1 protein-coding gene and 1 pseudogene are annotated in these 1,085 nt (G+C 61.8%); both read left to right on the plus strand.

The genetic code is table 11. From position 1 onward, the window contains the following. A pseudogene (locus U4012_RS35530) lies at positions 1 to 214 on the plus strand (ABC transporter ATP-binding protein); the annotation flags it as partial. Between the two features lie 40 nt (positions 215 to 254). Continuing rightward, a complete protein-coding gene (locus U4012_RS35535; RefSeq protein WP_321804541.1) occupies positions 255 to 1,004 on the plus strand; it encodes an electron transfer flavoprotein subunit beta/FixA family protein in 750 nt (249 codons plus the stop codon). The last annotated feature ends 81 nt before the right edge of the window (positions 1,005 to 1,085 follow it).

The raw sequence follows: 1,085 nt of genomic DNA on the forward strand, positions 1-1,085 counted from the left end.
TCTGTCGCCGATCATGGTCGAGAAGATCTTCGAAGTGGTGCGCACGATCTCGGCGGAAGGCATCACGGTGCTGCTGGTCGAGCAGAACGCGCGCCTCGCGCTGCAGGCGGCGGACCGAGGTTACGTGATGGATTCGGGCACGGTCACGATGGAAGGCGACGCGAAGCAGATGCTCGACGATCCGAAGGTGCGGGCTGCGTATCTCGGTGAATAGTCGACTTCAGTCGATTTCAGTTTTATGTAAGGAAATAGAGATGAAGATTCTGGTGCCAGTGAAAAGAGTGGTCGATTACAACGTGAAGGTCCGCGTGAAGTCGGACAACACGGGCGTCGACATCGCGAACGTGAAGATGTCGATGAATCCGTTCGACGAAATCGCGGTGGAAGAAGCGGTGCGGCTGAAGGAAGCGGGTGTCGCGACCGAAGTGATCGCGGTGTCGGTGGGCGTCGCGCAAGCGCAGGAAACGCTGCGTACGGCGCTGGCGATCGGCGCGGATCGCGCGATCCTCGTCGAGTCGAACGACAGCGTCGAGCCGCTGGCCGTCGCGAAGATCCTGAAGGCGCTGGTCGACAAGGAACAGCCGCAACTGGTGATCCTGGGCAAGCAGGCGATCGACGACGATTCGAACCAGACGGGCCAGATGCTGGCCGCGCTGGCAGGTCTGCCGCAAGCGACGTTCGCGTCGAAGGTGACGGTGGCCGACGGCAAGGCAACGGTTGCGCGCGAAGTCGACGGCGGCGCGGAAACGCTGTCGCTGACGCTGCCCGCAGTCGTGACCACGGACCTGCGCCTGAACGAGCCGCGCTACGTGACGCTGCCGAACATCATGAAGGCGAAGAAGAAGCCGCTGGAAACGGTGAAGCCGGAAGACCTCAGTGTGGACGTCGCGCCGCGTCTGAAGACGCTGAAGGTGGTCGAGCCGCCGAAGCGCGCAGCCGGCGTGAAGGTGCCGGACGTGAAGACGCTGGTCGAGAAGCTGAAGACCGAAGCCAAGGTGCTGTAAGAGGGAGCGGAAAGAAATGACGATTCTGGTGATTGCAGAACACGACAACGCGTCGATCAAGGCCGCGACGCTGAATACGGT

The organism is Burkholderia sp. BCC1988 (assembly GCF_905339895.1).
GTDB lineage: Bacteria > Pseudomonadota > Gammaproteobacteria > Burkholderiales > Burkholderiaceae > Burkholderia.

Coding starts and splice junctions, on each gene's coding strand:
- U4012_RS35535 (WP_321804541.1), top strand. CDS start 255: ATGAAGATTCTGGTGCCAGTGAAAAGAGTGGTCGATTACAACGTGAAG.